Genomic DNA, 24,231 nt, shown 5'->3' with positions numbered 1-24,231 from the left:
TCGCAGCCGCCCCTACATCCGGAAGACGCCGAAGCCGTCGGCGCCCTTCACTTCGTTGTTGTGGCACGCCGACAGCGACATCGCCACCACGTCACGGGTGTCGCGCGGGTCGATGACCCCGTCGTCGGTCACTCGCCCGCTGGCGTATGCGGAGAGGGATTTCAGCTCGTGGAAGTGCTCGACCTGCTCAGTGATCTTGCGGTCGGCGTCGGTGTCGAATTCGACGCCGCGCCGCATGGCCTGGCCGCGCCGCACGATCGACATGACGCCGGCGATCTGCTTCGGTCCCATGATGGCGATCTTGGCGGTCGGCCACAGGTACGTGAAGCGAGTGTTGAACGCCCGCCCCGACATGCCGTAGTTTCCGGCTCCGTAGCTGTTTCCCAGGATGACCGTGATGTGGGGCACCATCGAGTTGGACACGGCGTTGATCATCTTCGAGCCGTTCTTGACGATGCCGCCCTGCTCGAAGTCCTTTCCCACCATGTAGCCGGTGATGTTCTGCAGGAACAGCAGCGGGATGTCCTGCTGGTTGCAGAGCTGGATGAACTGGGTGGCCTTCTCGGAGCTGTCGCTGAACAGCGGGCCGTTGTTTCCGAGGATGCCCACCGGGAATCCATGGACTGAGGCCCAGCCGCAGATGAGCGTGGTGCCGTAGCGGGCCTTGAACTCCTCGAATCGGGAGCCGTCGGTGATGCGGGCGATGACCTCGCGGCAGTCGATGATCGCCTGCAGGTCACGAGGCATGAGGCCTAGCAACTCCTCGGGACTATGCACTGGAGGATCCGCCGGCATCGTCGGGCCGGGACCTTGCTTGCGCCAGTTGAGGTGCGCCACCACTTCCCGGCAGATACGCAAGCCGTCCGCTTCGTCCTCGGCGAGGTAGTCGGCGAGGCCCGAGATCTCGGCGTGCATCTGCGCCCCGCCCAGCGTCTCGTCGTCGGAGTCCTCGCCGGTCGCCATCTTCACCAGCGGCGGCCCGCCCAGGAAGACCTTGGACTGGTTGCGGATGAAGATGTTGTAGTCGCTCATCCCGGGCTGGTAGGCGCCGCCGGCCGTCGAGCTGCCGAACACCACCGAGATCGACGGAATCTTCAGCTTCGACAGCTCGGTTACGTCGTAGAACAGTCGGCCGGATTCTGCGAAGTGGTTCTCCTGTTCGCGCATCTGGCGTTCGGGGTCGTCGTTGCCTCGCAGGTCGCCGCCGGCCGATTCGACGAACTGGATGTACGGCATCCGGTTGTCCCGGGAGATCTCGATGGCTCGCATGATCTTGCGGCCGGCGAACACCGTGATGGCGCCGCCCAGCACCGTCGGATCGTTGCCTTCGATCATGCACTCGACGCCGTTCACGACGCCGATGCCCATCACCAGCCCGCCGCCGACGGCGTAGTTGGAGCAGTAGCCGGCTAGCGAGCTGATCTCGTAGAACGGCGAGTCGCGGTCGACCAGCATCGAGATGCGTTCGCGGACCGGCATCTTGTCCCGGCTGCGCATGCGGGCCATCGCCCGCGGCCCGCCACCCGCTGCTGCCTGCTGGTGCAGCTCGTCGAGTTCGGCGAGCTGTTCGCGCATGTCTTTGCAGTTCTTGGCGAACCACTCAGAAGACGTGTCGATGTGTGATCGCAGTACCGGCATGTGACTCCCGCTTGTAGGCAATCAGCGCGAACGCAGACGCGAACCCTCGCAGTCTGCTTGAAGCGAGTCGCTAGCGCCTACCAGCCGGTGTAGGGGCTAGGCCCGACGGCAATGTGCCACATCGGCGGGCATGTGGAGTGGGGCAGAGTAAGGAAGTCATCCCCGACAGTGTTGATGTGCCCATCGGCGCTGCCGCCGAACTCGATCTCGTCGCCGTCGCGCATCACGTGCTCGCCGTTTACAACGGCGGGAATCGAGGCATCGAAGCTGAGCCGCTCGGAATGGGCGAACACGAGCGTCCGCTGTGTCGGCCCATCGCCGTGTTCGACCCAAATGCACTCATCACCGATGCGCAGAGTGCCGCGATTCAAGTTGTCGGTCGACATCTGCACGAATGCGACAACGAAACGGTCCACCACCGGCGGCGAAATCTCGTCGGGATCGAGCAGCCACTCGATCTCGTAGGTGATGCCTGGCCGTCTGGGCAAGGCCGCTTCGACGGCCTCACGGTCAATGGGCACACCGTCGACGAACGCCTGGCCAATCCGGGCCTCAACCGTCCGGGTCAAGACGTAGCCCCCGTAGTCGACATTGCGTATGCCGAACCCTCGCAGGGTTTCCCAGATCTGCTCGGCAGCGCGCTGGATCTCTGCTGCAGTGACGGAAGTCGACTGCTCGAATCGGAACGGAAGACCACTGGCCTGTGCCTCGGCCAGCACTTCGGGTGGCACAGCACTGTTCCAGCGCACGGTCAGGTTCAACGCCACGTCGAATTCGTCGGGGTACTCCGTCCGCCAGCGCGAGGTAAAGGCACCGGCACGGGATTGCTGGTCCAACTGGATCAGTGCCTGCCATGGCGGAATGTCGAAATCCGCAGCCATGTAGCAGGCATCATGCACGAATGCTTCGGCACGGGTGACCACTCGTTCACCATTGCTAGGTGTGCTAGGCGGCGGCTCGGGATCGCATGCTTCGTGTGTCAACGGCGCATCGGGGTCGAACAACAGCCACGGCAAGTCGGGGTCGGAGCCGAGTACTCGCTGGACCAATTCTCGCAGCGGCATCGATGCGGCGCCCTCGATGAGAGTACCTTCGAGAGTGATTGTGTCCGACTCATCCGAGCGAACATCTGCAGATTCGACGTCGGCTTCAGGCGCCGAGCCGGAGGTGTCAGGGCCCGCACCGGCGACGACAATCTCTGTCTGACCGCTTGAGCAGGCAACCCCTAAAGCGACCATCACCGTGAAGCCAGCGACTGCATGGAAGCGCTTCATTGATTCACCGTAACCTCGTCGCGGTGTCTCGCCAGAGCGCTTTCATCGAGGAACGGGCTGCGTCATATGCGGCGGCGCACTCGCTGCAGCCGACTGCTGTCCAGCGGGAGCTGATCGCCGAAACGGCAGCGCTGGGGCGGGTTGCGGGCATGCAGATCAGCCCGCTGCGGGGCGCGTTCATGAGCGTGCTAACGACGGCGTTGCGCCCCCGGCTCGCTGTCGAGGTGGGCACATTTACGGGCTACTCGGCGCTCTGCGTCGCGAGTTCGCTTGAACCGGGTGCCGGGCTCATCTGCTGCGATGTCTCCGAGGAGTGGACCTCGGTTGCCCGCCGCTACTGGGAGCGAGCAGGCGTGGCCGATCGCATCGACCTGCGCATCGGACCGGCGCTAGACACGTTGCGTGCGTTGCCGACCGAACCCCAGATCGACTTGGCGTTCATCGACGCCGACAAATCCAGCTACGTCGACTACTACGAGGAGATCTTCGGCCGGCTGTCGCCGGGTGGCGTGATTCTCGTGGACAACGTGCTGTGGGGCGGAGCGGTTGCCGATCCGTCCCGAGACGACGAAGGCACCGCAGCCATTCGGGCATTCAACGACCGTGTCGCGGCCGACGAACGGGCACGCAGCGTGATGCTCCCCATCGGCGACGGCCTGACGATGACCACGCGCCGCCAATAACATTCCCGCCGTGGCTGAATCGGGCTCTTGGCCCATCGAGACTCACATCCTCCATCGAGCCGACGCCGGTCGGAGCTATCAGCTCTGGGTCGCGCTGCCGATGGGCTACCGGGCGGACGCCTCCGACCCGTACCCGCTCGTCGTGTGCTGCGATGCGCCTTGGACGTTCGGCACCGCCGTGGACACCACTCGCATCCTGTCGATGTCTCGGGAGACGCCCCGCTGCGTGGTCGCGGGCATCGCGCACGACACCGCCGACATGCGAGAGATGCTCGATCTTCGAGCAATCGACTACACGGTGACGCCTGCTGAGGCCCCGCCGATGACCGGCATTCGAGCGCTCGCCGCTGAGACGGGCGGGGCCGAGCCGTTTCGACAGTGGCTCGCCGGCGATGTGATGCCGCTGCTGCGCGACCGGTATCACGTCGGCGAGACCACCTACGTCGGGCACTCGTTCACGGCGCTGTTCGGCCTCCACGTGCTGTTCAACAGCCCGGACATGTTTGCCCGCTACCTGCTTGCGAGCCCGTCGGTGTGGTGGGACTACGAGGTCATGTTCCGCCTCGAAGCCGAGCACGCCGCCGCCGGCGGCGATCCGGACGTCAAGGTGTTCATGTCGATGGGGGGGAACGAGACCGACGAATACTCGCCCCAAGCCAAGTTCCACGACCAGTTCTCGGCCCGCGGCTACCGCAACATCGACCTCACCTGGCACGTCTTCCCCGGAGAGAATCACAACAGCGTCGTCGGCTCGGCCGTCAGCCGAGGCCTTCGGGCGCTGTACGCCGACTGATCTCAGCTTCAAAGTTCCAGCTCCCCGGGGGCATCCCGAACGGCGCTGACCCGTCTTCGTTCCGCACCGATTGCGGGGGTGGGGCAGAATGGGCCCACTGGGGCAACGGGGAGGCCGTGACATGGCCATGACGGAGACACGCAAGGGACTTGGTCCGCTGGCGACGAACGGCAAGGTGCCGGTGTACGACGCGGATGCGCACATCGCGGAGCCGCCGTCGGTGTGGCAGGAATACGCCGATCCGAAGTTCCGCGACCAGATCATGCAGTGCCGGATCATGGACGACGGCACCGATGCCGCATTTGCCGAGGGAAAGAAGCTGCGCAACGGCATTGCGCCGGCGTGCATCCCGCATGCGTACGGCACCAAAGTCACCTGGGATGACATCGTGCCGGGCAGCTACGACCCGGCAGCACGCCTGTCGGTCATGGACGACGAAGGTCTCGCCGCGGCGCTGATGTTCCCGTCGCTCATGCTGATCTCGGGCGACATCAACGACGCTGAGATCGCTGTCGAGAACGCTCGTGCGTACAACCGCTGGATGACCGACTTCGTGTCGGAGGATCCGAACCGTCTCTTTGGCGTGGGCGTCTGCCCGCTGCAGTCAGTGGACGGCGCCGTGGCGGTCATCGAAGAGGTCGCGAACGCCGGTCTGACGGGGGTCACGTTCCGTCCGGAGCGCTACGGCGGCCTGGAGCTGTTCTCCCCGGACATGGATCGAGTGTGGTCCGCAGCCGAGCATCACGACCTGACGGTCGCTATTCACGGCAGCTTCGGCTCGGGAATGCCGAGCTTCGCCAAGACCCGCTACGAGAACCAGTTCTACGTCCACATGGTGTGCCATCCGTTCGAGCAGATGGCCTCGGTGATGGAGATGGTGGCTTCGGGCGTGCTCGACGACCATCCGATGCTGCGGGTGGGCTTCTTCGAGTCGGGCCTGGGCTGGCTGCCGTACTGGCTGGACCGTCTCGATGAGCACAAGGAAGCCATGGGCCACCTGGTGCCGAGGCTCAAGCGAGACCCCACCGAGATCTTCTCCGAGCAATGCTTCGTGACGATGGAGGCAGGCGAGGGCGAGGCCTTCGAACAGGTCGCAGCCATGGGCCTCGCGCACACGGTCGTGTGGGGTTCGGACTACCCCCACTACGACTGCACGTTCCCCGGTGCTCTCGCCGAGCTCAACGAGACCTTCGAAGGCTTCGACGACGAGGTAAGCAGCCTGCGCAACGAAGTCGTCTACACCAACGCCCGCCGCTTCATGGGTTTGTCATAACCCCTTGACGGACGACCTCGCCGCGGAGCTGCCCCAGGTCAAACCGTGGGAGCAGCGCGCAAATGGCGTGCTGCCGCTTGCCGGTGGGTACGAGCGGTACTTCGACACCTTGGCTTGGATTCTGCAGCAGTGCCGCGATGACCGGCTGGATCAAGATGAACTACAGCAGCGCTACATGGCGGCTTACTCGCTGGATGCCTATGTGGCGTTAGTTCAGATCCAGGGGCTGCAGAAGTACGGCCTCTTAGAGAAGACTCCAGACCGCATCGCCCTCACCTCGCCCAGCGCTCGCTGGCTAGAAACGCGGCGCGCGGATTTCGTCGTCGGAACCATGCACGCGAACCTGAGGCTCGTCGGTGAGTTGATTCACGAGGTGCGACTACCGCGAACACGAAAGTCACTACTCAAGACTGCCAACGACAGATACGGCTTCGGATGGCAGAAGGACTCGCAGATCGCGTACCGACTCGGATGGTTGAGGTCCGCTGGCTTCGCACAGCAAAAGCCCGGCAATACGTACCAGGCGACCGACGCAGGACTTGCCTTTCTCGATCGAATCAAGCTGTACCGGCCCAACGAAGTGACGACGGTGAGTGTCGACGATCTTGGAGTGCAACCTCCCGTCCGGGATGGGGGCTCCGTTCACGAGGGCAATGGGACAGAAGGCGGAGAACTGCCGACGGATGAATCCCATCCAATCCACCCCGAGCCGAAATCGCCCCGAACGTTGGCAACTGATATCGCTCAACGTTTGATCCAATGCGCGAACGATGGAGCTAGGCACAAGGAGTTCGAGGAAGCGGTGCGAGACGCCTTTGCGTTCTTGGGCTTCGAGGCACAACTGCTGTCGGGAGCGGGTCAGACAGACGTGTTGGTCAGCGGGGTTCGCCAGCCTGCCGACGGTGACGTCCGCTTAGCGAATCGTTGGCGATACAAAGCGGTCGTCGATGCGAAAGCGGTCAGTAAGGGCAAGCTCACATCTGGTCAGGTCACGTGGCCTGCGATCGAGAAGCATCGGAAGTTGCACCAAGCTGAGTATGCGCTCTTGGTCGGTCCGGAACCGAGTGGTCAGCTACTCGACTTCGCTACGAGCGCACGGATCGGCGTGCTTGCCGCCGAATTGCTCGCCGAACTTGTTGCCAAGCACGCCCTGGTGCCGCTGCCGCTGCCCGAGTATCAAGCGTTGTTCGCCGACGAGAATGACCAGCCTCGCGGCGGCACAGTAGATCTTGTGCCAATTGAGGCCGCTCGCGCCGAACATGAGCATCGGCGTGGCTTGCTCGTCGGTGCATGCCGAGCGGTGTCGAACGTGGCAGAGAGCGGTTCGGCGACGGCCACAGCTCAAGTCGTGCAATTCGCCCTGAGCCAGAACGGGATTGCATCACGGCTTGGGGACGTCGACGCTGCTCTTGAACTGCTCGCGAACCCGTGGCTTGACGCGATCGGATTCCGTGGCGAGCATCCGAACAGGGACTACTTGCCGACGGCTGCCCCAAGGGTGGTGGCGGCACGGTTGCGATGGCTGGCTGACGCCTTCGACGAAGCGAGTGACGCTTCAGCCGAACCGTCCAGCTCCGGTTGACTTCACAAACTCGGCGTTATCGCAAGCCGTTCGACGGGCTGGCCGGTGACCTCTGCGATGAGTTCGAAGTCCTTGTCGACGTGCAGGACGGTCAGTCCCGCGAGTTCCGCCGATGCAGCGAGCAAGAGATCCGGTATCGACGGCGCACGATGATGACCAGCTCGCGCCAACGCCAGTTGCACTTCGACTGCCCGGTCCTCCGCTGCCGGTGTCAGATACTCGACAGGCATCATGCTGAGCGGAGGTTCATCAAACCGCCGACGAAGTTCTTCGGCTGAACGAGCCGCTACGCCGAGTTCCAGCCTCGTCGCAGTCGCGATCCGCACGAGTCCACGCTGGACTCGCTTTGTCCACTCACTTGCGTCGATCGCGATTTCCAGCCGAACCAGCGCCGAAGTGTCTATAAGCCACTCGGTTACCGCCATGCGGAGGCGATGAATTCGGGGTCCTTGGCGTTGGCGCAGGTCTCCGCGAGCCTGCGAAAGGACTCCACCGTCACTTCAGGTGTACGTGCGCATTCGCGTTCGAGCATTCGACGCAGGTACTCGACTCGGGAAAGTTCAGCCCTGCTTGCGTTGGCATCGACGGCCGCGACAACATCGTCGGGAACGTCACGAATCAAGATGTCAGCCACGTTCGAACCTCTCCATCTGGACGATATCGTACGATATCTAAATCTCTCCGACCCGACAACCGGCTCTTCGCATTTTGGCGCGGAGTCGGGGGTGTCGTACCGGACTCGACAGTGTGCTCGGGCTGTTTATTGGGGGTGGGCCTCGGCTGGCGAGGTGTGGTGCAGGATCGTGTCGGGTTTGGCGGTGTGCTGTCGGTCGCTGGTCCCGTCGCGGCCGGGGGCGGTTCGCCGGTGTCAGTGTACAGCACTGTCGTACTATGAAACGGTATGTAAAGTAATTGTAATGATCGGATTGGGTCGAGAACGTGTGTTTGTGACACCCTCCCCGTAGAGTGAACACATGTTCTCTCACGTGGAGCAGGCACTCGGGCACCTCACCTCCGCGCTTGACGCCGTCGACGCCGCCTCCAGCGATCAGCTGCGCCGCACCCTGGCGCTGTCCAAGCAGCTGCGCAGCCGCGTCGAGCTGCTCGAGACCAAAGCCGCCGCGCTGGTCGCCCGCCGCGAGGACCACGGCGACGGCGGCGCAGGGCTGCTGAGCGAGCACAGCGGCCTGTCGCGCTCCGACGCCGCGCGCAACGTGCGCACTGGCGCCGAGCTTGCCTCGATCCCCGACGCGGACGAGGGGGTCGCGGCGGGCCAGATCAGCCTGGCGAACGCGGCCAGGCTCGCGCGCGCAGCGCGCAAGACCAGCCCCGGCGCAGTGCAACACGACCCTGGGCTGATCGGGCTCGCCAAGACCCTGCCAGCCGACGAGTTCGCCCACGCCGCTCGCCGCTGGGAAGCCCAGCACCAAGACGCCGCCGATCTCGCGGCGCAGCATCGCCGCAACCGCCGCAACCGTCATGTGCGCTTTTGGAACGGCGAGGACGGGTCGGTGCAGATGCGCGGCAGCTTCGACTCCGAAACCGGCGCCCGCATCCAGCAGCGGCTGCGCCGCCAAGCCGAACAACACCGCCAAGCCGACCGCCGCCGAGCCCAGCACCCCAACCGGGCCGCTGGCGGCGACAACCACAACAACGACAACGACAACGACAACGGCAACGGCAACGACAGCAACGGCAGCGGCGGCGGCGGTGCTACTGGGCCCGCGACAGAGCAGCGCACCACAGACCAGCGCATGGCCGACGCGCTCGACACGCTCCTGGCCGCCGGCACAGCCGCACAATCCACTGGCACAACAGCACAATCCACTGGCACAACAGCACAATCCGCTGGCACAACAGCACAACAGGGCGTTCGCACACCGCCAGCACAGACCGCTCGGCTCGCTGCTGGTCAGGCGCCGCCGCCTGGAACACCACAAGGCGTTCGCACACCCCCAGCACAGACCGGACCAGCCGACCAGCGACCGGACACGAACCTCCCGCCGCAGCCGGACCTGCTGAGACCGCCCGACACTGACAGCCCACGACCGGGCCGACACGGCCACGCCGAAGGGACCGATCAGTCCGAGCCGACGCTCCTAGCAGTGCCGGCGCCGACTGTGGGGCGCAAGGCCGCCGCGGAGATCATCGTGCGCGCCGACTTGGCCGCTTTGGCTGATCAGCCCGGTGGGTTCGCGGAGATCTGCGGTGTCGGCCCGATCCCTCCCGGCGCCCTTGCGCGGCTGGCGTGCAACTCCGATGTGTGGGTGGAGATCTTCGGCGACACGCTCACCCCGCTGTATGAGACCGTCGCACGACGGGCGCCCACCGCCGCCCAGCGCCGCGCGCTGATCGCACGCGACGGGGCCTGCATCGGCTGCGGCGCGCTGCCGCTCGAATGCGAAGCGCACCATGTCATCCCGTGGAAAAGCGGCGGCAAGACACACGTCGACAATCTCGTGCTGGTGTGCTGGTCCTGCCACGACCGCATCCACGACCACAACTGGCACGTAGTTCTGCGCGACGGCCGCTACCGGCTCATGCCCCCCGATCCTGCACAGCCACCGAACCTCGCCCGCTCACGCAAACCCAAACATCGCACCCCACACCAGCCAGCACCCGCCGACACCTCACAACTGCTGCCCCTGTCCCCAGCCGCGCCGCCCGCTGTGACCACCGCCACACCGCACAGACCACCGGTACCGACCGCCGCCACACCGCACAGACCACCGGTACCGACCGCCGCCACACCACACAGACCACCGGTACCGACCGCCGCCACACCACACAAATCACGGACCGCCACTACGCCACACGAGACACAGCCAGCAGCCTGAACACCGTCTGCAGGGTCCGCCGCCTCGCCGCCGCAACTGCCCCACACCCACGCCAAGTTCACACGAGACTCATTTGGAGCATTAGCGGATAGGCGCTGACCTGCGGAAACGCATCTGACTGCGCAGGCTGGCTCAACCCTCTGACCAGCAGCTCTACAAGCCTGCCGGTTACGGCACCAGACGCATGCCGAAAGCCGCTCCACCTATCCGCACGCCCTCTTGGCGGCCTGAGCACAGCAGCCACGGCCCTCAGCAACACCACGGCGAACGCAATCGATTCTCCTGGCGATCCGAACACCGCCGACGAAACAGCGACCGCAGGCGAGCGACCCGCCCGACCGACACCCGCACCCCACGCCAAAGCGCGAAACGCCCGACAACTCCCGCGCCGGACACGCACTGCCCTGTATTGCATCAGCACCGCGCGCGGCCCCAACACGCGAACTACCCGGCCAATCGATCAACAGACGCCCAGGTCGCAATCTGCATGACTGCATGACTGCTACCATGCAGTCATGCAGCAGATCACTTGGCGAGCAGACGATGAACTCGTCGCTCGCATCAAGATGAGTGCCCAGGACCAGCGCATCTCGATGAACGAGTACCTCACCCGGATAGCGCAGGCGGCAACTGACCCCTCACTCTCATCGAATGCAATCGAGGAGATCAGATCGCGCCTCAGACTCGCTGGCCTTCTCTCTGACTTTGAAGCTCGCGACATGGTGCGACCCGACGAAGACGCGGTCGCCGCCGCCCGCCAACGAGCCGGTCAGGGAACACCGCTGTCTGAACTGGTTCGCGACAATCGGTGACGGTATTCCTCGATTCATCCGCTCTCGTCAAGCGCTACGCCAACGAGCCAGAAAGCGACGTGGTGCAAGCCGTCTCGGAGCCGGTGATCGCCAGCGACCTGGCTGCTGTGGAGGTCCCAGCCGCGTTATGGCGCAAGCATCGCGTCGGTGAAATCTCCGCAACCGACGCTCAGGTCTTGTGCCGGCGATTCCTGACTGACGTCTCCGCTTCTACCCGGGACAGCGACACCGTCCTCATCGAGGTAGGCGAAGACATCCTGCGCTCAGCAATCGACCTCGTAGCCCGTCACCCGCTTCGCGCCTACGACGCTGTGCAGCTTGCCTCGGCGCTGGCCGCATCTCGCCTCATCGGCAGATGTCCATTCGGCTGCTTTGATGAGCAGCTCACCGATGCCGCCGTGGCCGAAGGCCTCATGCTCCTGTGGTGAGTGCGCTCAAAATCGCAATCTCCCACAGGCGCAGCACTGATGGTGACGGGGCGGGTCCGCTAGACATTTGCGCCATGGGACAGACGATCGAATTGACAGCATCTGATGGCGTGACGTTCAGCGCTTACCGGGCCGAACCTGACGGCGCGCCGAAGGGCGGCGTCGTGGTCGTGCAGGAAATCTTTGGTGTGAACGACCACATTCGCAGCGTGGCCGACGGCTACGCAGCGGACGGCTACCTCGCGGTGGCGCCGGCGTTGTTCGACCGGGTGCGCTCGGGAGTCGAGCTGGGCTACAACGCCGAGGGCATCGATGTGGGTCGCAAGATTGCCTTCGACGACCTGACGATGGAACAGGTGATGGCTGACGTCTCGGCCGCAGCGGCCTGCGCCTCCGAAGGCGGCAAGGTGGGCGTCGTCGGATACTGCTGGGGCGGGACGGTCTGCTACGTGGCGGCGGCTCGTCTGTCCGACCAGATCGCAGCGGCCTCCGGCTACTACGGCGGCCAGATCATTCCGTATCTCGAAGAGCGGCCCGCTGCGCCGCTGCTGCTGCACTTCGGCTCGGAAGATCACGGCATCCCGCTGGAGAACGTGAACGTCATCGCTGAGCGTTGGTCCCACGTCGCCGTTCACGTCTACGACGGCGCCGATCACGGCTTCAACTGCGATGCCCGCGCCAGCTTCAACCCCGATGCCGCCGGCACCGCCAAACAGCGCACCCTTGTTCACTTCGCTGAGCACCTGAGCTAGCCCGGCACTGCCCCAGGAATCCGAAGCGTCCGCAGGCGCTCCTGCCTGCGGTTGAATCGGCGGGCGTGACCATGCGCCGCCGAATTCCGCTGCGATGATGTCACCGATGCGCACCCTGGCGTCCGCACTCGTCATTGCGCTGGCTGCGACGGCGTGCAGCGCTGGTGGAGTCGAATCCACGGCCGCGACCACCGACGCGCCCGTGGCGACAGTGGCGCCGATCGTTGCCAGCACAACGTCGCCACCGACCTCGTCGGCACCCACCACCACCGTCTCGCCGTCCGCGACTACCACGACGCCTACGGCGCCAACGACGCCGACGGAAACCGAAGCGCTGGCGGAAACCGAAACCGAAACCGAAACCGAAACCGACGCGGACCCCACGCCGGATGCCGAGGCCGCGGCGGAGCCAACGATTCCGACACCGCTGTCTGGCCTCGGCGACAGCTTCTATCCGTGGCTGGGAAACGGCGGGTACGACGTCACGCACTACGACCTCGAGCTCGATGTGAACCCAGTTGCCAACACCATCGACGCGGCGGCATCGCTGCGGGCGATCGCAACCGAGGAGCTGCAGGAGTTCAACCTGGACCTGTCGGGCCTCAAGGTGAGCGCAGTCACCGTGAACGGCGCCGCCGCGGAGTTCTCCCGCTACAAGACCGAGCTTGTCATTCGACCCGCCGAACCGATCCCCGCCAGCACGGAGTTCGTCGCCGAGGTTGCCTACTCGGGTTCGCCGGAGCCGGTTGTGGATCCCGGGGTGCCGTTTGAGGGCATCGGCTGGTTCTCGGTCGGCGAGGTGATCTTCACAGCGAATGAGCCATCGGGTTCCATGTCGTGGTACCCGTCGAACAACCACCCCACCGACAAGGCGACGTTCACCATCCGCATCACGGTGCCCGAACGTTTCACAGCGGCATCGAACGGCCTGCTCACACACGAGGCCGTGGTTGACGGTCGCAGAACCGTCACGTGGGAATCCGACGACCCGATGGCGACGTATCTCGCAGCGGTTTACGTCGGCGAGTTCGAACGGCACGAGTATCGACTGCGCGACGACCTGCTCATCCGCGACTACATCCCGAGCTCGCTCAGCGACGCCGCGGCGACGTCAACCGTTGAGGCGCTGTCGATCACACCCGGAGCCATCGAGTACTTCGAGGGGTTGCTCGGCCCCTACCCATTCGATGCCTACGGCACGATTGTGATGCCGTTCACCCTGGGCTTTGCCATGGAGAACCAGACGCTCTCGCTGCATGGCACCCAGACGCTCGGCTCGCAGATCATCGCCCACGAGTTGGCGCACCAGTGGTTCGGCAACTCGGTGACCGTGGCTGATTGGAGCGACATCTGGCTGCATGAGGGCTTCGCTCACTACCTGAGCTTCCTGTACCTAGCTGAGGTGCAAGGCGAGGATCTGGAGGCTCTCATGGCTCGAGAGCTGGAGACGGCGACGTTTGCGGGAGCAGCACCGCCCGGCGGCATCACGGTGGCGCAGCTGTTCGACTTCAACGCGGTGTATCGGAGGGCGATGCTGACGCTGCATGCCCTGCACCGCCGCGTCGGCGACGACGTGTTCTTCGACATCTTGCGACGCCACTACGAATCGTCAGCTGGGGGCACGACCAACACCGCCGAGTTCTTGGCCGTCGTGGAAGAACTGGCCGGTGCAGGAGCCGTGGAACTGGTCGAGATGTGGCTCTACGACACCGAAGTGCCGTCGATCCTGGAAGAACCTGGGCGACTCCCCGCCCGTCAGCGAGATAACAGAATGACGCCGCGGTCTACTGCTGAGCCGCCCGCGATTGCGCTTCTCTGGGGCATGATGGGCCCTTTATGACATAGTTAGCAAGTTCTTGTCAACAACTGACAACTATGTCATAACCACTAACCGGGCGGGCCCGGCAGCGTGTAGTAGGTACCTCGCCGCTGACCATGTCGCACCAGCTGGCCGGCAGATACAAGCCGACTCAGAAAGCGCAGAGCTTGTAGGCGGTCCACGGTCAACCGCTCACGCACCGCTGTGTTCGTAAGCGGGCCTTCTTGAGCAAGAGCGAGAACCATCGTGTCGATCTCGTCGTCGGACAGTCGCAATCCTGCCGGCGCGCCGAGTTCGTCGCTGGCGACATACGTCGCGCCGCCGCGCTGGCCGAGCTGAGTCAGCAACCTCGCGTCCCGCAAGCGCTGAAGTGCCTGACGCGCTTGCACGCTGTCGACGCCGAGGATGTCACGCACGACTGAATTGGTGAGCTCAACGCCCCGTGCTGCGTGAACCAGGACCAATCGGTCGGCCCCAGCGAGCGATCCCCGCTGTTCGAGTTCGGCTACCCATGCCCGCTCGAGCGGTGTCACCGCACCGACCGTGCGAAGGGTGACCGATACCGAGTCGCCGTTGTCGAGGAACTCCGGCGGTTCCAGGAGATGTTCGGCCATCTCGTCTTGCATGACGTCCACACCGCGGCCGGCGTCCTCGGCCAGTCCATAGCGTCGGAGCGTGTCAATGACGGCCAGATTCCGGGCGGCGTACTGTTCCCGGATATTCGCGACCGTGACTGGCTCCGGCAAACCGCCTGGAGAGGTCACGACCACCCGATCATCGTGAAGCTCGATGCGGACCGCGGTGCCATTCGCTTCATAGGAGCGATGCGCGACTGCGTTCGCGATTGCCTCTCGCAGGACGACTTCGGGCAGGCGTGGCAGATCGTGGCGCAGCGTGCCAATCACGACGTAGTCGATGCCGATTTCATCCAAGACGGCCGAGGTAGCTGCTTCGAGCTGGTCGGCGATCGGTCCCATGATTTCGATGCGTCGATCCGGCTCGGTCGCCTCGCCTCGATAGCGGAAGATCTCGATGTAGGCCTTTCCCAGCACGGCGTGGGGTTCAGGCAGCAGGTGTAACGCCCCGGCGACCGTGAGTCTGGGCTCGGGACCTTCGAGTGCGACCAGACCGTGCTCGACCATCCGCTCCGTTCTGCCGTCGGTGTGCCAACCCCACGCCGAAGCCAACTGATCAACGAGTTCGGGGGCGGCGCTGCTCAGCGGAGCTCCCGTCGGTGTGGTGTCGAAGCGCCCCAGAGAGCGCCGACTGACGAGCCGGATCAGATCTTCGCCGAGCAACGCACGGTTCGAAGCCCCGAAGCGACCGAGGACGCTGCCGTCGGAGAGCTGAGCGAAGCCTTCGGCACGGCTTGCGATCGAAACCACTACGACCGGCTTGTCATCGACTGCGATCTGGCGGACTTCGTAGCGACCCGGGTTGACCACCCCTCCGAACACGTCGTTGTTGAGCTGCGCGCTGCCTTTCGAGGTGAGCACGAAGCCTTTCACCGTGCCGTCGTCGCTAGCACCGAGCAGAATCACGCCGCCTTCGGTGTTCGAGAACGCCACGATCGCGCGGCGCAACTCCTTGACCGACAGCCCCTCTTTGAATTCGACGTGCTCGCTTTCTGCCGGAAATGCGGCACGAAGATCCTCGGCAGTCATGACCATCGGAACAGGCGCGTCATGACGAGGATGAAAAAGCGGATATGACATACTTATCTCTTACAGTCAGTTATGCAACAAGTATGTCATAAATGTACAATGGTTTGCATGGTTCGTACGGGTGAAGACCAGTCGTGGGCTCGTCCGCTGACGGCTCAGCCGCTCAGCAGAATCACGCCGCGGTCTACCGCTGGGCCGCCTTCGGCGTTCAGCACTTCGAAACGGGCTGCTTCGGCGGCATCCCCGAGGCCGGTCACTGGTGTCAGGTCGTGAATCCGGACCGTGATCGTCGACGGCATGAGCACCATGGCGCGGAAGCGGCAGACGATGCGGTGGACCCGGTTCGGGTCGCCGCCCGCAACTTCGTCAACAACCGCTGAGACGCCGAGAGCCAGGGTGGCGGTGCCGTGCAAGATGATGGCGGGTAGGCCCGCTTTCTCCGCGACTGCCGCATCGGTATGGATGGGGTTCCAGATGCGAGCGCACTCTGTGTAGGTATGTGCCGCTCCGTGAGCCACGGGCACCGGAACCTCAACCAGAGGCTCAGCTGGCAGATCACCGAAATCCGGCTCCGCAGGTGCGTCCGGGTCGGGGCGATCAGGGCCAGCGGTTGCGACGTTGAGATACATGCCACCTTGGTACGTCGTCGCCACGGGCTCACCGTCGGCGTCGACGGTGTCGATCCGCATCGTCTGGAACGTGCCCGGCCTGCGCTGCTCGACGCCGGAATAGGTGAGGCTGGTGGTCAACCGGTCGCCCGGTCGGATGAGGCGGTGAACAGTCAGATCGTGTGTGGCGTGCACTGAGCGCCGGATCTCGTCGGGTTTGATGCCCCAGCGTTCCGAGACGTCACGTCCCGACACGATGACCGGCCACTCGGAGCACACCACGAACATCGGGTGTGCCACCACGCCGTCATCGGCAAGCGTGTCGAAATAGCAGTCGTGCGTGTCGCCCAGCGACCCTGCGTAGGCCATCGTCCAGCGGGCGTCCACATCATGTGTGATCGGCCCGATGGTCTCGCCCACCATGTCAGTCGGAACCGGCATGAGTCCGAGCGTAGTCACCGTGTGTCAGCCGTTCCAGACGGCGCGGGGGAGTTGCTTTTCCTTGTCGACGAACGGCAGCGTGTCGACGATCGCCTCGTGCGATTGTCCGTCGTGGTCAATCAACAAGACCGTCTTGGCGTACCAGTCGTCGTCCGGCAACGGCTGATCGAAGCGCGCATAGCCGACGCCTGTGTCCAGCGTGGGCGACCACGTGCCGATCGTGATGTGTCCAACCGGGCCGTTCCCGTCGTGGATCTCCATTCCGGCGTCCGGTGCCGTGGTAGCGCACACCAGGCCGAACAAGAGCTGGCGGCGACTGGCCTCTTCCAGAGCGGTCTTGCCGATGAAGTCGGCCTTGTCGAGTCGGACAAACTGCCCAAGGCCTGCACCGAACGGCGTCAGGTCCGGCTCGATGTCGCTGCCGTTGTCGAGGATCCCGGATTCGATGCGTCGAATCCCCATCGAAGATGACGAGCTGAACTCCAGTCCGAAGGGTTCGCCGCAGGCGAGCAAGTCGTCCCAGAGGGCCTCATGATCGGTCGGCGCCGGACCGCTATTGCAGTAGATCTCGATTCCCACCTCGCCAGTCCACCCAGTGCGCGAAACCCACAGTTCTTGGCCGCAGACGTCAAAGAACCCGGCGCGGAAATACTTGAACTCGGCTGAGAGGCCACCTCCGATCGCCGCATCAAGGACCTGAAGAGACTTCGGTCCCTGAATCTGCAGGACTCGTGATTTGGGGTCCGAGACTTCGACGTCGAGGCCAATGGCGCTTGCGGTGAGCCAGCTCGTGAACTCGCCGTTCGCCATGACGTACCAATAGCGATCCGGCGCGAGGCGCATGAGCACGCCATCCATCACGACGGTGCCGTCGTCATTGCACGCGATGCCGTAACGCGCTCGGCCATCTGCCAGCGTCTCGACCCTGCAGGTGAGGACCTTCTCAAGCAGCCTTACAGCGTCAGGGCCGCTGACCTCGAGCGGCTTCTCTGGAACGTCATACAGCAGGACGCCCTCCCGCAACTTCCAATACTGCGGAATGGGGTTTTCATCACGGCTTGTCTTGAGGGGATACAGCCGATTGCAGTAGACGCCGAAGATCGTCTGATCCGTGGCGTACCGGCTTGCAAAGGGCGACTGCTCGACCCGGTAGGAACTCAACTGCACGGTGTCGAAAGACTCGATGTAGAAGTGTCGGTCCCGTGCCATCGATGCCCCCAGTGCTGTACGGGCGTCGGGTTCATCAACACGACGCAAATTCGAGCGCGGCACGCTCGGTGGCTGGGGCTCAGACCGTAATATCCCTGCGTTCGCCGGTCGTAATGCCGCGAGATCCCGCCGACTGGCAGTCGGCGGGATCGTCGGTCTCAGTAACCGCAGGGCGGGCGCCGGACGGCGGTCAGGACCTTCAGCACGCGCCTGTATTGCTCGCTGGGCTGCGACGGGCGTGTGCAGACGGGCTGGCCGTCGATCTGACGCCGACGTGCGATCCGTTGCCGACGGATCTCGGCATGATCGGGGATCGTCTGTGGGGTCATGGCTTCACGGTATGCCTGAATCGCGTCGGAGTGTTGGCGGGAGACACACAGCGTCCACAGTTGTCCGAATACTCAACCCAGTCGTCGCAATGTCATAGCGAAACGCCAGAATCACCTTGTGGCGAAACGGGCGAACCGATGGAAGTTAGGTGGCCCAGGAGGATTGCTGGCCGCCGACGGCATGGCCGGGTATCGGGCGTGGCGAGCGACGCGCGGGCTTATTCGCATCGTGCTGTACCGAATGTTCCGCGTGCGCGCCACCGGACAGGAGCGCCTGCGGGCGAACGGCCCATTGATTTACGCGCCCGTTCACCGCAGCCACCTCGACGGCCCACTCGTCGGGAGCCTCACCCATCATCAAGTTCGCTACCTCGGCAAAGAGGAGCTGTTCCATCCCAAGCCGCTCGGCTGGTTCATGCGCTCGATCGGGACCTTCCCAGTGCGGCGCGGCGAGGCTGACCTCGACGCAATGCGTGCAGCGCTGCAATTGTTGCGGGACGGCGCGGCGATGCTGGTCTTTCCTGAAGGGACGCGGCAGCCCTCCGACGACATTGGCCCGATCTTCGACGGCACTGCGTGGCTGGCGGCCAAGTCGGGCGCGCCGGTGTTGCCTGTTGGCGTCGCTGGCACACGCGAGGCCATGCCCAGCGGCGCGAAGTTTCCCAAGAGGACACAGGTGGCGATCGTGGTGGGGGAACCCTTGGCACCGCCGACGGGGCCAGACGGGGGACGTGCCCGGCGAGCCGACATGACTGCGTGGACAGCGACATTGCGGGACGCGCTGGAGGACTGCCAGCAGCGTGCGCGAGCGCTGGCGAACGAGCCCGGCCGTGGGCATACGCCGATGCGCGAACTCGTGCCGTGAGTGCACCCGATCAGCGTTCACCGGTGTGGCCCAAGACGGCGCCCGGGGCGCTGGCTGGCATCCGCATCTGCGACTTCACCGGGCAGCTGGCCGGCGCTGGCGCCACCAAGATCCTGGCGGCCCTCGGTGCGGAGGTGATCCGCATCGAAGACCCCGTGCGGCAGGGCCGTTGGGACATCCTGCGGGGCACCCAGCCGTTCGTGGGCGAACACCGCGGCATCGAAGCCGGGGGCTCGTTCAACAATCACAACGCCGGAAAGCTGGGCATCACGCTCAACCTGCGGGACGACCGGGCGAAGGAGTTGCTCGCCGAGCTCGTCGCAGTCAGCGACGCGGTCACCGAGAACTTCGCGGCAGGCGTGATGGACCGCCTTGGCTTTGGCTACGAGGCGCTGCGTGGCTTCAAGCCCGACATCGTCTACGTCTCGAATAACGGCTTCGGTGCGAGCGGTCCGTACACCAGCTTCCGGTCGTGGGGCCCGATCGCACAGGCGGTGTCGGGCCTGACGTTTCAGTCCGGCCTGCCCGATCTGCCGCCTGCAGGCTGGGGTTACTCGTTCATGGATCACACCGGCGCCTACTACATGGCGATCGCGATCGGCATGGCGCTGTTTCATCGTCGGCGCACCGGCGAGGGCCAGTGGGTGGACCTTGCCTGCATCGAGGCGGCAGGAACCCTGCACGGTGCAGCATCGCTGGACTTCACCGTGAACGGCCGGCCAGCGCGTCGGCCCGAGATGCCCAACAGCAACCGTTCCCAATCGCCGGCGATGGCGCCCCACGGCATCTTTGCGTGCAGCGGCGACGACGAGTGGGTGGCAATCGCCGTCCGGCACGACGAGGACTGGCAGCGCTTCATCGACGCCGTCGACGAGTCATGGACAGCGGACGAGCGGTGGCAGCGCCTTGCCGGTCGACTGGCGTACGAGGACGAGCTGGAGCGCCTGGTCGGAAAGTGGACGGCGACGCGAGCCAGGCACGATGTCTCCCAGCAGCTCATTGCTGCGGGCGTACCCGCGGCACCGGTGCTGCGCCCCAGCGAACGTATCGACGGCGATCCGCGTACCGAGGACTGGGGGCTATGGATCACCGTGCCGCACAGCGAGGTGGGCGACACCCGCGTCGAGGGCCTGCCGGTCCGACTGTCGGAGACTGACTGGGCGATCGGCCGCGCCGCACCCTGTCTGGGCGAGGACAACCAGTACGTGTTCGGCGAGGTGCTGGGACGCAACGAGGACGAGATCGCCGCGCTGGCAGCCGAGGGGGTCATCTGATGCCTGCACACGGCATCTCCGGACCGATGAAGCCCCGACCCCTTGACGGTCTCCGGGTCATAGAGCTGACGTCAGAGCGATGTGCGCTCGCGGGCAAGCTGCTTGCCGATATGGGCGCCGATGTGATCGTCGTGGAACCGCCCGGCGGATCGCCGATGCGCGCCTACGAGCCATTTGCCGGCGATCGCCCCGATCCCGAGGGCGCCCTGTGGTGGTGGCACTACAACACCTCGAAGCGCTCGGTCGTGCTCGACCTCGACAGCAACGAGGGCGCACACGACTTCGCCAGCTTGGTGGGTACCGCCGATGTCGTCGTCGAAGCAGAGCCACTCGGCCGTCTTGGCGCGCTCAGGCTGGACTGGGACCAGCTGGGCGGGACGGCCACGAATGCCACACAAGCCAGCGGGGCCGATGCGGCGGCCCAGCCAGACTCCGACGGACGCAACGAAGGCCTCGTGTGGGTGTCGATCACCCATAACGGACGCCAGCGTCCCGACCCCCCGGCCACTGATCTGACCGTGCTGGCAGAGGGCGGTCCCGTGTGGTCGTGCGGCTACGACGATCACACGATCCCTCCTGTTCGAGGCGGTGGGAATCAGGGCCTGCAGATGGGCTGCCACTACGCCGTCGCGACGCTGATGGCGGCGCTGTTGTGGCGGGAAGACTCGGGCCGAGGCCAGCTCATCGATGTGTCGATGCTCGCCACCGCCAACGCGACCTGCGAGTTTGCGACCTACTTCTGGCTGAACCAGCAGATCGAAGTGCAGCGTCAGACCGGTCGTCACGCTCTCCCGCGGATCTCCGAGCCCACGCAGGTTCGATGCGCGGACGGCCGCTGGCTGAACACCGGCGTGCCGCCCCGGCGAGGACCAGAGTTTGCTGCGCTGGCTGGCTGGGTGGGCGAACTCGGCCTCGCCGATGAGTGCCCCTACGGCGAGCTGCTGAAGTTGGGCGAGGACTACGAACTGATCGACATCCTGCACCTCGACGCAGATCCTCTTGGCGCCGAGGTGTTCGGCGCCGGACGCGACACCATCAACTTCCTGGCCGAGCGTCTCGGCGCGCACGAGCTCTTTATCGGCCTGCAGACAATTGGCTTGGCCTGCGGAGTCGTGTATTCGCCCGAGGAAATGCTCGCCGACGAGCATTTTGTGGCTCGAGGCTTCCCCGTCGAGATCGACCACGACGGCACCTCTGTCACCTACCCGGGCGCGCCCTACCAATTCTCGGCGACACCATGGCGGGCGACGCGAGCCCCGCGCCTCGGTGAACACCAGGACGCGCTCGCCGACTGAGCGCTGGAGCGCAGCGCTCAGCCACAGCTACTCGTCGGGGTTGTGGAAGCGGGCCGCCTTGGCCAGCTCGCGCACTTCGGCGCGCTCGTCGGGAGTCAGGCACTCGAAGTCGGGCGCGTGCATCTTGTCCGTGAGCGATTCGATCTCGTCGCGCGCCTCAGCGAGGTGGCTGACGTCGGGATAGGGCCGCTCCCATCCGAAGAACTCGGCGTTCCACTCGCCTGCGGGGCCTGACAGGATCGCCTCGAGCGGCCCCATGCCCAGCGCCTGCACCGCGACGGCGTGCCGACCGAAGCGCAGCTCCCGCATGACCTGGGCCATGAAGAACGCATGGGCCGGCCCGGGCTCACCGGGCCGTGGCAGGTCTCGCCAGCCGATGAACGTCGGAGCGCCCTGGGGAACGGCGGAGTCCACGACCCGCTCGAGCAGCTCGCCGAGACGCTCAGCGCCTTCCATGCCCGCCAGCCGCTGCTCGCCATATTCGGCGCAGATGTCGGCCCAGATCAGCGCTCCGTCGGACGGCTTCATGACCGCACGTCCTTCTTCCACCATCGAACGCATCTTCTCGGGCGCCCAGAAGAACGCTGCACCGATGACATTGTCGACGGGGCATTCGCCCAACACACCCAGCCGGCCGGTCGCATACGCCCCCATGCCCTCTGCCATGCCGCGTTGGGAAGCCTTTTCCAGCGTGGACGGGTCCATGAGCCAGTCCATCGCCAGCATTCCCACTGAGCCGCGCATGCTGCGCGCAACCGCTGCCGTCTCCATGACGAATCCTCCCTATGGCGCAGGCCCTCGCCGCCAGTCGTCGAGCGCGTATGCGCCGCACAGTTTGGCCGATGCCACCGAAGCGCGCCGGATAGGGCTACTAGCACCGGGGCAATCTGAGCGAGCCCAGGGCGCTGTGGCGTAGCCTCGAAGTCACCAGCATCGCTGGATCACCTGAGCGCGGGCGCTCCGACAGCGCACGGACAGTCTCGGGAAGATCCGAAAGGGGAGCACCTCATGCACGTCGGTTACTCGGCCGTCTTTCAGAACCCGGAGAACGCACTTTCGGACCGAGAGGTTTGGGACCAGGAGATCCGCATGGTCTCCGAAGCCGAGGATCTCGGCTTCGACTCGATCTGGACGGTGGAGCATCACTTCACCGACTACACGATGTGCCCAGATCCAGTGCAGTTCCTGACCTGGGTTGCGGGCAAGACAAACCTGCAGCTCGGTACCGCCGTCATCGTGCTGCCTTGGCACGACCCGTTGCGGGTCGCCGAACAGGTGACCGTGCTCGACAACCTCTCCGACGGCCGTCTCATCCTCGGCATCGGGCGCGGCCTGGCCCGCGTCGAGTACGAGGGCTTCCGGGTGGACATGAACACCAGCCGGGAGCGCTTCTTGGAGTACGCCAAGATGCTCATCGACGGCCTCGAACTGGGCTACGTGGAGCACGACGGCGAATTCGTGACCCAGCCCCGCCGCGACATTCGCCCCAAGCCTGAGCATTCCTTCAAGGGACGCACCTACGCCGCTGCTGTGTCTCCCGAAGGCATGCCGCTGATGGCCCAGCTCGGCATCGGCCTGCTGGTGATCCCCCAGAAGCCGTGGGAGATCGTCGAGTCCGACTTCGCCGCCTACCACGGCGAGTGGGTCAAGCACCACACGGCACCGCCGCCGCCCCCGCTGTCGGGCGGGTTCTGCTGGGTTGACACCAACGCGGAACGCGCCGAGGAGAAGGCGATGGAGCACATCGGCAACTACTACGGCACCGTCATGAAGCACTACGAGTTCGGCCCCAAGCGACCGCACGAGGGCATCAAGGGCTACGAGTTCTACGAGGGCATCTCGAAGTACATCGACCGCCACGGAGCCCGCGGCGCAGCCGAGGACTTCACCCGTTTGATGCCATACGGCACGCCCGACCAGGTGCTTGAGAAGCTCCAAGTCATCAGAGAAAAGATCGACATGGCGGCGTTCTTCCCGAACCTCTGCTTCGCCGGTATGAACTGGACCGAGGCGCGCCGCAACCGCGACCTGTTCGCCACCGAAGTGCTTCCCGTGCTCAAGGAATGGGACGCCCCGCCGGTTGGCTTGGCTGCCACCGAGCTGGCTACCGCTGCCGCTTGACCTTGTCCCGATGTCGGACGATTCGGGGCAGCGTGGGCTGGTTCAGAGGGCTGGGGCGGGATCCGGGCTCGGTGTCCACTGTTTGAGCGGGGCGGCTTCGCTGATCATGTGCAGGCCCACAGCGGCGAGCGCTCGTTCGATCTCGCTGGGCTTGGCGGGGCGGAATATGTCGGTGAGACGACGAGCACGTGAGGGGCGCATGCCGATGCGGCGCGCAAGTTCTGTTGCCGTGACGCCCTCAGCGCGCATGGCCTCGTGGAGTGCGAACTGTGCAGCGACTGGCGGTGACACCGCGACGAGTACCTGACCGGGCTCGGGCTCGCTCGGCTCTGGCAGGGATTCGTTGCTGTCGATGCACAAACTCAGCGCCGTCTCGAGGCAGTCCCGCAGATGGCCGTTCACTTCCTGCACCGACCAGCCGCCGGTGATAGCGGGTGGCACGTCAGGAAAAGTTGCGACGTAGGCCTCGCGACCCGTGGTCTCGGCCTCCTCGTCGTCTAGCACTACCTCGCATGGGTAGGAGTACCTCATTGA

General features: G+C 64.9%; 23 protein-coding genes. 13 read left to right on the top strand and 10 right to left on the bottom strand.

Annotated elements, in window-relative coordinates; translation table 11 throughout:
- Window positions 1–12: 12 nt before the first annotated feature.
- Complete coding sequence (locus ACOOHB_RS11875; protein ID WP_420445052.1) at window positions 13–1,638, bottom strand: acyl-CoA carboxylase subunit beta; 1,626 nt, start codon at window positions 1,636–1,638, stop codon at window positions 13–15.
- A gap of 77 nt (window positions 1,639–1,715) precedes the next feature.
- The gene (locus ACOOHB_RS11870) at window positions 1,716–2,912 is read right to left on the bottom strand and encodes a hypothetical protein (RefSeq protein WP_420445051.1); all 1,197 of its coding nucleotides are present in this window, start codon (window positions 2,910–2,912) and stop codon (window positions 1,716–1,718) included.
- Between the two features lie 23 nt (window positions 2,913–2,935).
- Between ACOOHB_RS11870 and ACOOHB_RS11865 the strand changes: the two genes are divergently transcribed.
- The 4 genes from ACOOHB_RS11865 (at window position 2,936) to ACOOHB_RS11850 (ending at window position 7,243) form a co-directional block, all read left to right on the top strand.
- A complete protein-coding gene (locus ACOOHB_RS11865; RefSeq protein ID WP_420445050.1) occupies window positions 2,936–3,595 on the top strand; it encodes an O-methyltransferase in 660 nt (219 codons plus the stop codon).
- A gap of 10 nt (window positions 3,596–3,605) precedes the next feature.
- Window positions 3,606–4,388, top strand: a complete 783-nt coding sequence (locus tag ACOOHB_RS11860; RefSeq protein ID WP_420445049.1) for an alpha/beta hydrolase — start codon at window positions 3,606–3,608, stop codon at window positions 4,386–4,388.
- A 121-nt stretch (window positions 4,389–4,509) separates the two neighbouring features.
- Window positions 4,510–5,661, top strand: a complete 1,152-nt coding sequence (locus ACOOHB_RS11855; RefSeq protein WP_420445048.1) for an amidohydrolase family protein — start codon at window positions 4,510–4,512, stop codon at window positions 5,659–5,661.
- Between the two features lie 4 nt (window positions 5,662–5,665).
- Entirely contained in the window at window positions 5,666–7,243 is a 1,578-nt protein-coding gene (locus tag ACOOHB_RS11850; RefSeq protein ID WP_420445047.1) for a hypothetical protein, read from the top strand.
- A gap of 2 nt (window positions 7,244–7,245) precedes the next feature.
- Here ACOOHB_RS11850 and ACOOHB_RS11845 read toward each other — a convergent pair whose 3' ends face one another.
- Together ACOOHB_RS11845 and ACOOHB_RS11840 are read right to left on the bottom strand one after the other, a co-directional pair.
- Window positions 7,246–7,668, bottom strand: coding sequence for a PIN domain-containing protein (locus tag ACOOHB_RS11845; RefSeq protein ID WP_420445046.1), 423 nt, complete (start codon window positions 7,666–7,668; stop codon window positions 7,246–7,248).
- On the bottom strand, window positions 7,659–7,877 hold the full coding sequence (locus tag ACOOHB_RS11840) for an antitoxin (protein WP_420445045.1): 219 nt from the start codon (window positions 7,875–7,877) through the stop codon (window positions 7,659–7,661). The genes ACOOHB_RS11845 and ACOOHB_RS11840 overlap by 10 nt, the downstream gene beginning before the upstream one ends.
- A gap of 340 nt (window positions 7,878–8,217) precedes the next feature.
- Here ACOOHB_RS11840 and ACOOHB_RS11835 point away from each other — a divergent pair, with 340 nt between their 5' ends.
- The 5 genes from ACOOHB_RS11835 to ACOOHB_RS11815 all read left to right on the top strand — a co-directional run bounded on the left by ACOOHB_RS11835 (window position 8,218) and on the right by ACOOHB_RS11815 (window position 13,912).
- Window positions 8,218–10,080, top strand: a complete 1,863-nt coding sequence (locus tag ACOOHB_RS11835) for an HNH endonuclease (protein ID WP_420445044.1) — start codon at window positions 8,218–8,220, stop codon at window positions 10,078–10,080.
- Between the two features lie 515 nt (window positions 10,081–10,595).
- A complete protein-coding gene (locus tag ACOOHB_RS11830; RefSeq protein ID WP_420445043.1) occupies window positions 10,596–10,892 on the top strand; it encodes a transcriptional regulator in 297 nt (98 codons plus the stop codon).
- Complete coding sequence (locus ACOOHB_RS11825) at window positions 10,889–11,320, top strand: type II toxin-antitoxin system VapC family toxin (protein ID WP_420445042.1); 432 nt, start codon at window positions 10,889–10,891, stop codon at window positions 11,318–11,320. Before ACOOHB_RS11830 ends, ACOOHB_RS11825 begins: the two co-directional genes overlap by 4 nt.
- Before the next feature lie 74 nt (window positions 11,321–11,394).
- Window positions 11,395–12,072: a dienelactone hydrolase family protein gene (locus ACOOHB_RS11820; protein ID WP_420445041.1), complete on the top strand. Its 678-nt coding sequence runs from the start codon at window positions 11,395–11,397 to the stop codon at window positions 12,070–12,072.
- Between the two features lie 106 nt (window positions 12,073–12,178).
- Window positions 12,179–13,912 (top strand): M1 family metallopeptidase, encoded by a 1,734-nt coding sequence (locus ACOOHB_RS11815; RefSeq protein ID WP_420445040.1) that lies wholly within the window; start codon window positions 12,179–12,181, stop codon window positions 13,910–13,912.
- A 47-nt stretch (window positions 13,913–13,959) separates the two neighbouring features.
- On the opposite strand, the gene ACOOHB_RS11810 is transcribed toward ACOOHB_RS11815, so the two are convergent.
- The 4 genes from ACOOHB_RS11810 to ACOOHB_RS11795 all read right to left on the bottom strand — a co-directional run bounded on the left by ACOOHB_RS11810 (window position 13,960) and on the right by ACOOHB_RS11795 (window position 18,142).
- Window positions 13,960–15,561, bottom strand: coding sequence for an ATP-binding protein (locus ACOOHB_RS11810; RefSeq protein WP_420445039.1), 1,602 nt, complete (start codon window positions 15,559–15,561; stop codon window positions 13,960–13,962).
- Between the two features lie 149 nt (window positions 15,562–15,710).
- Window positions 15,711–16,604 (bottom strand): MaoC/PaaZ C-terminal domain-containing protein, encoded by an 894-nt coding sequence (locus tag ACOOHB_RS11805; RefSeq protein ID WP_420445038.1) that lies wholly within the window; start codon window positions 16,602–16,604, stop codon window positions 15,711–15,713.
- 24 nt (window positions 16,605–16,628) lie between these two features.
- The gene (locus ACOOHB_RS11800; protein ID WP_420445037.1) at window positions 16,629–17,813 is read right to left on the bottom strand and encodes an aminomethyltransferase family protein; all 1,185 of its coding nucleotides are present in this window, start codon (window positions 17,811–17,813) and stop codon (window positions 16,629–16,631) included.
- Between the two features lie 158 nt (window positions 17,814–17,971).
- A complete protein-coding gene (locus ACOOHB_RS11795; protein ID WP_420445036.1) occupies window positions 17,972–18,142 on the bottom strand; it encodes a hypothetical protein in 171 nt (56 codons plus the stop codon).
- A 118-nt stretch (window positions 18,143–18,260) separates the two neighbouring features.
- Between ACOOHB_RS11795 and ACOOHB_RS11790 the strand changes: the two genes are divergently transcribed.
- The 3 genes from ACOOHB_RS11790 to ACOOHB_RS11780 are packed head-to-tail and all read left to right on the top strand — an operon-like array spanning window position 18,261 to window position 21,576.
- Entirely contained in the window at window positions 18,261–19,007 is a 747-nt protein-coding gene (locus ACOOHB_RS11790) for a lysophospholipid acyltransferase family protein (RefSeq protein WP_420445035.1), read from the top strand.
- A gap of 23 nt (window positions 19,008–19,030) precedes the next feature.
- Window positions 19,031–20,281 (top strand): CaiB/BaiF CoA transferase family protein, encoded by a 1,251-nt coding sequence (locus ACOOHB_RS11785; protein WP_420445034.1) that lies wholly within the window; start codon window positions 19,031–19,033, stop codon window positions 20,279–20,281.
- Window positions 20,281–21,576 (top strand): CoA transferase, encoded by a 1,296-nt coding sequence (locus tag ACOOHB_RS11780; RefSeq protein WP_420445033.1) that lies wholly within the window; start codon window positions 20,281–20,283, stop codon window positions 21,574–21,576. The genes ACOOHB_RS11785 and ACOOHB_RS11780 overlap by 1 nt, the downstream gene beginning before the upstream one ends.
- A 27-nt stretch (window positions 21,577–21,603) precedes the next feature.
- On the opposite strand, the gene ACOOHB_RS11775 is transcribed toward ACOOHB_RS11780, so the two are convergent.
- A complete protein-coding gene (locus tag ACOOHB_RS11775) occupies window positions 21,604–22,347 on the bottom strand; it encodes a helix-turn-helix domain-containing protein (protein ID WP_420445032.1) in 744 nt (247 codons plus the stop codon).
- A gap of 237 nt (window positions 22,348–22,584) precedes the next feature.
- Here ACOOHB_RS11775 and ACOOHB_RS11770 point away from each other — a divergent pair, with 237 nt between their 5' ends.
- Window positions 22,585–23,697 (top strand): LLM class flavin-dependent oxidoreductase, encoded by a 1,113-nt coding sequence (locus ACOOHB_RS11770; protein WP_420445031.1) that lies wholly within the window; start codon window positions 22,585–22,587, stop codon window positions 23,695–23,697.
- Between the two features lie 42 nt (window positions 23,698–23,739).
- On the opposite strand, the gene ACOOHB_RS11765 is transcribed toward ACOOHB_RS11770, so the two are convergent.
- The gene (locus tag ACOOHB_RS11765; RefSeq protein WP_420445030.1) at window positions 23,740–24,228 is read right to left on the bottom strand and encodes a type II toxin-antitoxin system HicB family antitoxin; all 489 of its coding nucleotides are present in this window, start codon (window positions 24,226–24,228) and stop codon (window positions 23,740–23,742) included.
- Window positions 24,229–24,231: the final 3 nt, after the last annotated feature.

The organism is Candidatus Poriferisodalis sp., assembly GCF_965215815.1.
In the GTDB taxonomy this organism is placed as follows: Bacteria; Actinomycetota; Acidimicrobiia; order Acidimicrobiales; family Poriferisodalaceae; genus Poriferisodalis.
The sequence above is the reverse complement of the archived record's forward strand: the minus strand, read 5'-3'. Positions and strand labels throughout refer to the sequence as shown.

What these genes read in the sequence shown, in the direction of transcription:
- ACOOHB_RS11800 (WP_420445037.1), bottom strand. Translation starts at nt 17,813, where the DNA reads ATGGCACGGGACCGACACTTCTACATCGAGTCTTTCGACACCGTGCAG.
- ACOOHB_RS11875 (WP_420445052.1), bottom strand. Translation starts at nt 1,638, where the DNA reads ATGCCGGTACTGCGATCACACATCGACACGTCTTCTGAGTGGTTCGCC.
- ACOOHB_RS11820 (WP_420445041.1), top strand. Translation starts at nt 11,395, where the DNA reads ATGGGACAGACGATCGAATTGACAGCATCTGATGGCGTGACGTTCAGC.
- ACOOHB_RS11870 (WP_420445051.1), bottom strand. Translation starts at nt 2,912, where the DNA reads ATGAAGCGCTTCCATGCAGTCGCTGGCTTCACGGTGATGGTCGCTTTA.
- ACOOHB_RS11810 (WP_420445039.1), bottom strand. Translation starts at nt 15,561, where the DNA reads ATGGTCATGACTGCCGAGGATCTTCGTGCCGCATTTCCGGCAGAAAGC.
- ACOOHB_RS11835 (WP_420445044.1), top strand. Translation starts at nt 8,218, where the DNA reads ATGTTCTCTCACGTGGAGCAGGCACTCGGGCACCTCACCTCCGCGCTT.
- ACOOHB_RS11845 (WP_420445046.1), bottom strand. Translation starts at nt 7,668, where the DNA reads ATGGCGGTAACCGAGTGGCTTATAGACACTTCGGCGCTGGTTCGGCTG.
- ACOOHB_RS11780 (WP_420445033.1), top strand. Translation starts at nt 20,281, where the DNA reads ATGCCTGCACACGGCATCTCCGGACCGATGAAGCCCCGACCCCTTGAC.
- ACOOHB_RS11765 (WP_420445030.1), bottom strand. Translation starts at nt 24,228, where the DNA reads ATGAGGTACTCCTACCCATGCGAGGTAGTGCTAGACGACGAGGAGGCC.
- ACOOHB_RS11855 (WP_420445048.1), top strand. Translation starts at nt 4,510, where the DNA reads ATGGCCATGACGGAGACACGCAAGGGACTTGGTCCGCTGGCGACGAAC.
- ACOOHB_RS11830 (WP_420445043.1), top strand. Translation starts at nt 10,596, where the DNA reads ATGCAGCAGATCACTTGGCGAGCAGACGATGAACTCGTCGCTCGCATC.
- ACOOHB_RS11795 (WP_420445036.1), bottom strand. Translation starts at nt 18,142, where the DNA reads ATGACCCCACAGACGATCCCCGATCATGCCGAGATCCGTCGGCAACGG.
- ACOOHB_RS11815 (WP_420445040.1), top strand. Translation starts at nt 12,179, where the DNA reads ATGCGCACCCTGGCGTCCGCACTCGTCATTGCGCTGGCTGCGACGGCG.
- ACOOHB_RS11775 (WP_420445032.1), bottom strand. Translation starts at nt 22,347, where the DNA reads ATGGAGACGGCAGCGGTTGCGCGCAGCATGCGCGGCTCAGTGGGAATG.
- ACOOHB_RS11805 (WP_420445038.1), bottom strand. Translation starts at nt 16,604, where the DNA reads ATGCCGGTTCCGACTGACATGGTGGGCGAGACCATCGGGCCGATCACA.
- ACOOHB_RS11770 (WP_420445031.1), top strand. Translation starts at nt 22,585, where the DNA reads ATGCACGTCGGTTACTCGGCCGTCTTTCAGAACCCGGAGAACGCACTT.